General features: G+C 59.5%; 3 protein-coding genes. All 3 read left to right on the top strand.

Features of this window, described 5'->3' with window-relative positions:
* Window positions 1–171: 171 nt before the first annotated feature.
* The 3 genes from recC to recD are packed head-to-tail and all read left to right on the top strand — an operon-like array spanning window position 172 to window position 9,415.
* A complete protein-coding gene (recC, locus tag NHU87_RS17860; protein ID WP_253551293.1) occupies window positions 172–3,624 on the top strand; it encodes an exodeoxyribonuclease V subunit gamma in 3,453 nt (1,150 codons plus the stop codon).
* On the top strand, window positions 3,621–7,310 hold the full coding sequence (gene recB / locus NHU87_RS17855) for an exodeoxyribonuclease V subunit beta (RefSeq protein ID WP_253551291.1): 3,690 nt from the start codon (window positions 3,621–3,623) through the stop codon (window positions 7,308–7,310). Before recC ends, recB begins: the two co-directional genes overlap by 4 nt.
* On the top strand, window positions 7,307–9,415 hold the full coding sequence (gene recD, locus NHU87_RS17850) for an exodeoxyribonuclease V subunit alpha (protein ID WP_253551289.1): 2,109 nt from the start codon (window positions 7,307–7,309) through the stop codon (window positions 9,413–9,415). The genes recB and recD overlap by 4 nt, the downstream gene beginning before the upstream one ends.
* Window positions 9,416–9,490: the final 75 nt, after the last annotated feature.

Here is a 9,490-nt window from a genome sequence, read left to right as displayed (position 1 = left end):
AGGTCATCGTCAAGATCAAATTCCGAAACCCCTATCTGCATCTGCAGGTAGGGGTTTTGTTTTGTCCGCAGGAAAGTTCGTACAGCATTATCGGACCGCTTCCGGCTGTCACAGTCTGACGACAGTGCTAAGGTTCGGCCCTAGCTTTTGTATTTTTCCAAGGAAGCCTTTATGCCGGACGCTACGTCCCTCAGTGCTGGTTTTATGGTGGTTCACGGCAACCGCCTGGACGAGTTACGCAGCCTGGTGGTCAGCTGGATGCGGCGCTACCCGCTGGCTCCCTTGGAAAATGAAATCGCCCTGGTACAGAGCAATGGCATCGCCCAGTGGCTTAAGCTGGCATTGGCGGAAGACCCTGAAGATGATGACATGGGCGGCTGCGGAATTGCGGCAGCTATCGACGTGCAGCTACCGGGCAGCTTCATGTGGCAGCTCTATCGCATGGTGCTGGGACGTGACGAAATCCCGGTCAAATCCCTGCTCGATAAAGCCCCGCTGACTTGGCGTCTGATGCGCCTGCTACCACAGTTGATCAACCAGCCGCACTTCGAACCCCTGCAGCGCTTTCTTACCAATGACACCGACTTACGTAAACGCTATCAATTGGCGGAGCGGCTGGCGGACCTGTTTGACCAATATCAGGTCTACCGTGCCGACTGGCTCGAAGACTGGGCAGAAGGCCGCCATCAGTTACGAAATGGCAGAGGCGAAGCCAAAGCCCTGACCCCGGCCAACTGCTGGCAGGCTGAGCTATGGCGTGCGCTGTTGCTGGATGTCGGTGAACAAGGCATGGCGCAAAGCCGTGCAGGCGTGCACCAACGCTTTATCGAACGCATCAATAGTCTAGACGTAGCGCCCAGCGGATTGCCTTCACGGGTGATTGTTTTCGGGATCTCTTCCCTGCCTGCTCAAGCCCTGGAAGCGCTTGCCGGGCTTGCTCGATTCAGCCAGGTTTTGCTGTGTGTACACAACCCATGTCGTCACCATTGGGCGGACATCGTCGCCGATAAAGATCTCTTGCGACATCAGTACAAGCGTCAGGCTCGCAAGAGCGGCATGCCGGTTGTGCTCGACTCGCAAACGCTCCATCAGCATGCCCATCCGCTGCTGGCAGCGTGGGGAAAGCAGGGGCGGGATTACATTAATCTGCTCGACAGCTACGACGATCCCAATAGCTATCGCTCAGCATTTCGCGACGGGCGTATCGACCTGTTCAGCGAGAACCTGCCACAGAACATGCTCAATCAGTTGCAGGACGACATCCTGGAATTGCGTCCTCTGAACGAAACTCGCGAACGTTGGCCTGCTGTCGATCTGAAGAAGGACGAATCGATCCGTTTTCACATCGCCCATAGCGCTCAACGTGAAGTGGAAATACTCCACGATCAGTTGCTCGCACGATTCAGTGCTGACCCAGACCTGAGGCCTCGCGACGTAATCGTGATGGTCCCGGACATCGACAGTTATGCCCCGCACATCCGTGCTGTCTTTGGTCAGCTTGATCGCTTTGATCCGCGCTTCATTCCTTTCACGCTTGCGGATCAAGGCCAGCGCGGTCGTGACCCGCTACTGATCGTTGTCGAGCATCTGCTCAAACTGCCCGACAGTCGCTTCCCTGTCAGCGAGATCCTCGATCTGCTCGACGTTCCGGCATTACGCGCTCGGTTTGGCGTAGAGGAACGTGACCTCCCGACCTTGCATCGCTGGATTGAAGGCGCAGGCATCCGCTGGGGGATGAACGCCGAGCAGCGCGCGGGTCTGGGCCTGCCTGAAGAACTGGAGCAAAACAGTTGGCGTTTCGGTCTGCGACGGATGCTGCTGGGTTATGCCGTGGGCAGCGCCAGTGCCTGTGAGGGTATCGAACCCTACGATGAAATCGGTGGTCTGGATGCCGCGCTCATAGGTCCTTTGGTGGCACTGCTGGATGCTCTGGAAGTTGCCCATCAGGAACTCACTCAACCTGCAGCGCCCAAACAATGGGGTTCGCGGTTGCAAGCTTTGGTGCAGTTGTTTTTCCTGGCCAGTAACGAGCATGACGACTATTTGTTGGCCCAACTCGAAGAGCTGCGTGAGACCTGGCTCGATACCTGCGAGTCTGTAGGTTTGCAGGACGAATTACCGCTGACCGTAGTCCGGGAAGCCTGGCTGGCGGGTCTCGACCAAGGTCGCCTGTCCCAGCGTTTCCTCGCCGGGGCCGTTAACTTCTGTACCTTGATGCCCATGCGAGCGATCCCCTTCAAACTGGTCTGCCTGCTTGGCATGAATGACGGCGATTATCCTCGCGCGCAGCCGCCGCTGGATTTCGATCTGATGGGCAGTGACTACCGCCCCGGTGATCGTTCCCGACGCGAAGATGATCGCTATCTGTTGCTGGAAGCATTGTTGTCCGCAGGCGACCAACTCTATATCAGCTGGGTTGGCCGCAGTATTCGGGACAACAGCGAGCGCCCTGCTTCGGTGTTGATAGGGCAGTTGCGTGACCATCTCGGTAGTGGCTGGCGACTGCACGATGACAATGATGACCTGCTTGAATCCATGACTCAGGAACACCCGCTGCAACCTTTCAGCGCTCGCTACTTTCACGAAGGCGATGATCTATTCAGCTACGCCAGCGAGTGGCAGGTTCTTCATCAAACCAGTGATCGGGCGACTGATATCGAAGTGCTTGAACCCTACGTCCAGGACGAACCGCTGAGCCTGGGTCAGTTGCAGGATTTTCTGCGCAACCCTGTACGACATTTCTTCAGCCAGCGGCTCAAAGTGTTCTTCGAGGCTGCCGAAGTGCCTTTGGCAGATGAAGAGCCATTCGTACTCGACGCGTTGCAACGCTATAGCCTCAGTGACAGCTTGCTCGAAGCGGCACTGGGGCAATTGGACCAGACCGATCAGGTTCTGGAGGCGCAGGCAAAACGCCTGCAAAACAGCGGGCTCTTGCCCATGGCCGGTTTTGGCGAATGTCTTCAGCGAGAGTTGATCGAGCCGCTGCCGGATCTGCTGCTGCGCTATCAGCAACTTCTAGCGTTATGGCCAAACCCGCTCACCAGTGCGTTGCCGGTGAGTCTGGAGCTACAAGGATTGCGTCTGGAGGGCTGGCTCAGTGGTCTGCATCAACGCGCAGATGGTGGATTGTTGTCGGTGACTACGATTCCCAACAGCATCGGTTCGATCAAGGCTCGCAAATGGCATCGTCTGACGCGACCTTGGGTCAATCACCTGGTTGCATGTGCCAGCGGCATGCCGATGACAACCGCGCTGGTGGCCAACGACGACAGTTTGCTGCTCGGTCCGATGGCGGAGGCTGCAGCATCCCGGATTCTGGGTGATCTGTTGTTGGCCTGGCAAACGGGCATGCGCCAGCCGCTGCCGATTGCAGTAAAAACAGCGTTCGCCTGGCTCGCTCAAACCGACCCGGCCAAAGCTGACGCCGCTGCCCGCAAGGCCTATGAAGGCGACGGCCAAACCACGGACGGCGAGCGTCGCGAAAGCCCGGCGCTCGCTCGGCAATTCGCCGATTACGATGCGCTGATTGCCGACGAGACCTTCCCCGATTGGTGCGACGCTTTGTATCGGCCGCTGTTTGAAGCTTCGTGGCGTTCATCGACCAGCGAGGAGGCGCGCTCATGACCACGAAAACACCGCTGGCCCTGGCATTCCCTCTGCGTGGCAGCCAACTGATCGAAGCCAGCGCCGGTACCGGCAAGACCTTCACCATTTCTGCGCTGTACTTGCGTCTGGTCCTTGGCCACGGCGGCGAATCGAGCGGTTTTGGCCGTGAATTGCTGCCGCCGCAAATCCTCGTGGTGACCTTCACCGATGCGGCGACCAAAGAACTGCGCGAACGTATTCGCACTCGGCTGGCTGAAGCCGCACGGTTTTTCCGCGATGAGACACCGGCACCGGATGGCCTCATTGCCGAATTGCGCGAGCAGTACCTTCCCGAACAGTGGTCCGGTTGTGCAAACCGTCTGGACATTGCCGCCCAGTGGATGGATGAAGCGGCGGTATCGACCATCCACAGTTGGTGCCAGCGCATGCTGCGCGAACACGCGTTCGACAGTGGCAGCCTGTTCACCCAGACCCTGGAAACCGATCACAGCGATTTGCTCGGCGAAGTCCTGCGCGACTACTGGCGACTGTTCTGCTACCCGATGCAAGGCGATGCACTGAACTGGGTTCGCGGCAATTGGGGCGGCCCGGCGGCGTTACTGCCGCGAGTGCGTGGGTTGTTCGCCAGTGAGCGTGACAGTGTTGAAGGTAAAGAGCCTGCCGAGTTGATTGCCGAGTGCCTGCAGGAGCGACGGGCCGCTTTGCTTGAACTCAAGATGCCCTGGCGCCAATGGGCGGATGAGTTGCTTGCCATCTGTCACCAGGGCGTCACAAGCAAGAGCGTCGATGGCCGCAAGATGCAGCCGCGCTACTTCGAACCCTGGTTCGAAAAGCTCCGTGCCTGGGCCGAAGATGAGTCTCTCGAGCAACTGGACATTGGCACCGGCTTCACTCGTCTGACTCCCGATGGCATGGCTGAAGCCTGGAAGGGTGAAGTCCCCCGTCATCCCGGTCTCGATGCGATGCCCGCTCTCAAGGCCAGTCTCGATGGTTTGCCGACCCCCGATGCCGCCGTGCTGCAACACGCCGCCCACTGGGTCGGTGCACGGTTCGAGGAAGAAAAGCGTCGTCGCGCGGAAATGGGCTTTGATGACATGCTGCTGCGCCTTGATGCGGCTTTGCAGTCCGAAGGCGGTGAGCGCCTGGCAACACTGATCCGCGAGCAGTTCCCAGTCGCGTTGATCGACGAATTCCAGGACACCGACCCGGTGCAGTATCGAATCTTCGAGAGCATTTATCGCATCGAAGACAACAATCCTGAAACCGGTCTGTTTCTGATCGGTGACCCGAAGCAGGCGATATATGCCTTCCGCGGGGCCGACATCTATACCTACCTGCGCGCCCGCCAGGCCACCACTGGCCGCCTGCATACCCTGGGCACCAACTTCCGTTCCAGTCATGGCATGGTCAACGCGGTGAACCATGTGTTCGAGCGCGCCGAATCTCGTGAGCAGGGACGCGGAGCGTTCCTCTTTCGTGAGAAGAATGGCGAAAATCCGGTACCGTTCCTGCCCGTCGAATCCCAAGGGCGAAAAGAAGTCCTGCACATTGATGGTCAGGTTGTACCGGCCCTGAACATCTGGCACCTGTCCGCTGATCAGCCTCTGTCTGGAGCGGTGTATCGACAACAACTGGCCGCTGCCTGCGCCAGTGAAGTTACCGCGCTGCTCAATGGTGGCCAGCAAGACCGTGCTGGCTTCATCCAGGACGGTAAGGGCTTCAAAGGTCTGCTGCCATCGGATATTGCAATTCTGGTGCGCGACGGCAAGGAGGCCCAAGCCGTGCGTGGCGAACTTTCGGCCCGCGGCGTGCGCAGTGTTTACCTGTCAGACAAGGACTCCGTGTTCGCCGCGCAGGAGGCCCATGACCTGCTGACCTGGCTCAAGGCGTGTGCCGAACCAGATGTCGAGCGCCCCCTCCGTGCCGCGCTGGCCTGCATCACGCTGAACCTTTCGCTGGCTGAATTGGAACGGTTGAATCAGGACGAACTGGCTTGGGAAGCGCGGGTCATGCAATTCCGCGGTTATCGCGAGCTCTGGCGCAAGCAGGGCGTGCTGCCAATGCTGCGACGTTTGTTGCACGACTTCCGACTGCCTCAGGCGTTGATCGCGCGCAACGATGGCGAGCGGGTGCTGACCAACCTGCTGCACTTGTCCGAGCTGCTACAGCAGGCCGCCGCCGAGCTTGATGGCGAGCAAGCCTTGATCCGTCATTTGTCCGAGCATCTGGCGTTGTCCGGTCAGGCTGGCGAAGAACAGATCCTGCGCCTGGAAAGCGACGAGCAACTGGTCAAGGTTGTGACCATCCACAAATCCAAAGGGCTTGAATATCCATTGGTGTTTCTACCGTTCGTTTGCTCGGCAAAACCGGTGGATGGCAGCCGTTTGCCCTTGTATTACCACGACGCGAAGGGCAACGCTCAAGTGAGTTTGAAGCCGACGCCGGAGTTGGTCGCCCAGGCCGATGATGAGCGCTTGGCCGAGGATCTTAGGCTGCTTTATGTTGCCCTGACCCGGGCACAACATGCCTGCTGGCTCGGTGTGACGGACCTCAAGCGCGGCAATAACAATGGCTCGATGTTGCACCTTTCAGCGTTGGGTTATCTGCTGGGCGGTGGTGCGCCATTGGCCGAGTCGGCAGGGTTGCGACGCTGGCTGGAAGATTTGCAGCAAGACTGCCCGGCGCTGAACTCCAGCGAAATGCCTGAAGCTAGCGCTGAGCACTACCATCCGCCGCGCAATGAAGCGACCTTGCTTGCGCCGCTGACACCCAAGCGCAAGGCCAGCGAAAACTGGTGGATTGCCTCCTACAGCGCCTTGCGCATTGGCGACAGTCTGAGCGTGGGCAGTGACGAAGCTCCGGAGAGCCCGCAAGCACAAAAGCTTTTTGACGACGAACGTCTCGATCCGCAAGCGCCGCGAGAAGTGATTGCGGGAGGCGCTGATATCCATCGATTTCCTCGCGGACCGAACCCCGGCACTTTTCTCCATGGATTGCTTGAGTGGGCCGGTGACGAAGGTTTTGCCGCTGCACCACAAGCTGTGGAGGACGCCATCGCCCGCCGCTGCAATCGCCGTGGCTGGGAAGGCTGGATTACGACGTTGAGTGACTGGCTACAGCACCTGCTCAAATCTCCGCTGCACATTGGTGGCGGACAGGCACCCGTGGTGTTTGAGCAACTGACCCAATACCGGGTCGAAATGGAATTCTGGTTCGCCAGTCACAAAGTCGATGTGCTCAAACTTGATGAACTGGTGCGCCAATACACCCACAACGGCGTGGCCAGGGTGGCCGCCGAACCGGTGCTGCTCAATGGCATGTTCAAAGGCTTCATCGACCTGACGTTCGAGCACGACGGTCGTTATTACGTCGCCGACTACAAATCCAACTGGCTGGGCCTCGATGACGCGGCCTATACCGAGCAGGCCATGGAGCAGTCGATTCTGGATAACCGTTACGACCTGCAATATGTCTTGTACCTGCTCGCCCTGCATCGTCAGCTCAAGGCGCGGCTGGTCGATTACGATTACGACCGGCATGTCGGAGGGGCGTTGTACCTGTTCCTTCGCGGTACTCGCGCGGCCAGCCAGGGCGTGTATTTCGCCCGCCCGCCACGGGAGCTGATCGAGCGTCTGGACCGGTTGTTCCAGGGCAAGCCAGAGCCCAAGGCCGAACCCGCCTGGGAACAGGGAGTACTGCTATGAGTCGCACCTTCGCCGATTTGCTGCCCACGCCATTGGCGGCCGAAAGTCTGGCGGATCTGGCCCCGCTGAGTCGCGCAGATGACTTGTTGCTGCTGCTCACACGCTGGGTTGAACGCGGTTGGCTGCGGGCGCTGGACAAGGCCTTCGTCGCCTTTCTCCACGAACTCGCCCCCGACGATGATCCGTTGGTGCTGCTTGCCGCGGCGTTGACCAGCCACCAGTTGGGTCACGGCCATGTTTGCCTCGATCTGTTCGAGACGCTGAAAGAGCCGGACTTCGCGCTGTCGCTGCCGCCGGAAGGTGATCTGCAAAGTGGCGCGATGTTGCTGCCGTCGCAATTGCTTGAGGCGCTGGACGGTGCTCATTGGTGCAAGGTTCTGGCGTCCAGCCGTCTGGTGGCGCTGGCCGTCGACGGGCGTGAGGCCGCGCAACACCGACCATTAGTGCTGTCGGGTAAACGCCTGTACCTGCGCCGCTATTGGGCTTACGAAAGGCGCATCGATAACGCCCTGCATCAGCGTCTGACAGCACATGAAACAACACCGAGTGATTTGCCTCAACGCCTGACGGGCCTGTTCGGTCCGGCCAGGCCTGATGAAGTGATCGACTGGCAAAAACTCGCTTGTGCCCTCGCTACCCGTAGTGCATTCAGCATCGTCACCGGCGGCCCGGGAACCGGTAAAACCACCACGGTGGTGCGTTTGCTTGCATTGCTCCAGGCGCCAGCGGTGGAGGCCGGTAAACCGCTGCGCATTCGTCTCGCGGCACCCACTGGCAAAGCTGCCGCACGATTGACCGAGTCCATCAGCCAACAGGTTCAAACCTTGGAAGTTGCTGAAACAGTGCGGGAGAAGATCCCGTCGGAGGTGACTACCGTGCACCGTTTGCTCGGCAGTCGTCCAGGCACCCGGCATTTCCGGCATCATGCCGGCAATCGCTTGCCGCTGGATGTATTGGTGGTGGACGAAGCCTCGATGATCGACCTGGAAATGATGGCCAATCTGCTCGACGCATTGCCGGCCCACGCCCGTCTGGTGCTGCTCGGCGATAAGGATCAACTGGCGTCGGTAGAGGCCGGTGCCGTCCTGGGTGATTTGTGCCGCGACGCCGAAGGCGGTTGGTACAGTCCGCAGACACGCCACTGGCTCGAGGCGGTCAGCGGTGAAAACCTGCGTACCAGCGGTTTGCACGAAGATATTAACGGAACGCATCCCCTGGCTCAGCAAGTCGTGATGTTGCGTCACTCACGGCGCTTCGGCGAAGGCAGCGGCATTGGCCAGTTGGCCCGTTGGGTCAATCGGCAGCAACCTGAGGAAGCCCGCAAGTTATTGGCGGCTGGAAGCCATCAGGACGTATTTTCCCTCCCCCTCAAGGGTGAGCATGACCGGGCGCTGGAGCGTTTGCTGCTCGAAGGTCATAGCGAGGGGCCACAAGGTTATCGGCATTACCTGAGTCTTTTGCGCAGTCAGCGGCCATCGCTCGGCAGCTCGCTCGACGATCCATGCTGGACCGATTGGGCTCGCGTGGTGCTGCAAGCTTTCGACGCCTTCCAACTATTGTGCGCGGTACGCAAAGGGCCTTGGGGTGTGGAAGGCTTGAATCAGCGAGTGACCGACGCGCTGCTCAAGGCTCGGCTGATCGATAGCGACCACCAGTGGTACGAAGGTCGGCCCGTGCTGATGACCCGCAACGACTATGGCCTGGGTTTGATGAATGGCGATATTGGTATTGCCCTCAAGCTGCCGGAACGAGAAGGCCCCGAGGCTGGACGGCAAGTACTGCGTGTAGCCTTCCCGCGCAACGATGGTCAGGGCGGAGTGCGCTTTGTCCTGCCAAGTCGGCTCAACGATGTCGACACCGTGTACGCCATGACCGTACACAAATCCCAAGGCTCGGAATTTGCCCATACAGCGTTGATTCTGCCGGACGCCCTGAACCCGGTGCTCACCAAGGAACTGATCTATACCGGAATAACCCGGGCCAAACACTGGTTCACCCTGATTGAGCCTCGCGCCGGCGTATTCGAAGAGGCCGTGCGCCGCAAGGTCAAGCGCTTGAGCGGATTGATGCTGGAGCTGGAAGAGGGGATCGAGCCGGGTCACTGAGCGGGCGGCGCCAAACGACGGATTCTGTCCGAAGTGCCGTCGTACGTGGCCTCGCTGGTGTTTCGGCGCTGTGCT

This window comes from Pseudomonas mandelii (assembly GCF_024138395.1).
Lineage (GTDB): Bacteria > Pseudomonadota > Gammaproteobacteria > Pseudomonadales > Pseudomonadaceae > Aquipseudomonas > Aquipseudomonas mandelii_E.
The sequence above is the reverse complement of the archived record's forward strand: the minus strand, read 5'-3'. Positions and strand labels throughout refer to the sequence as shown.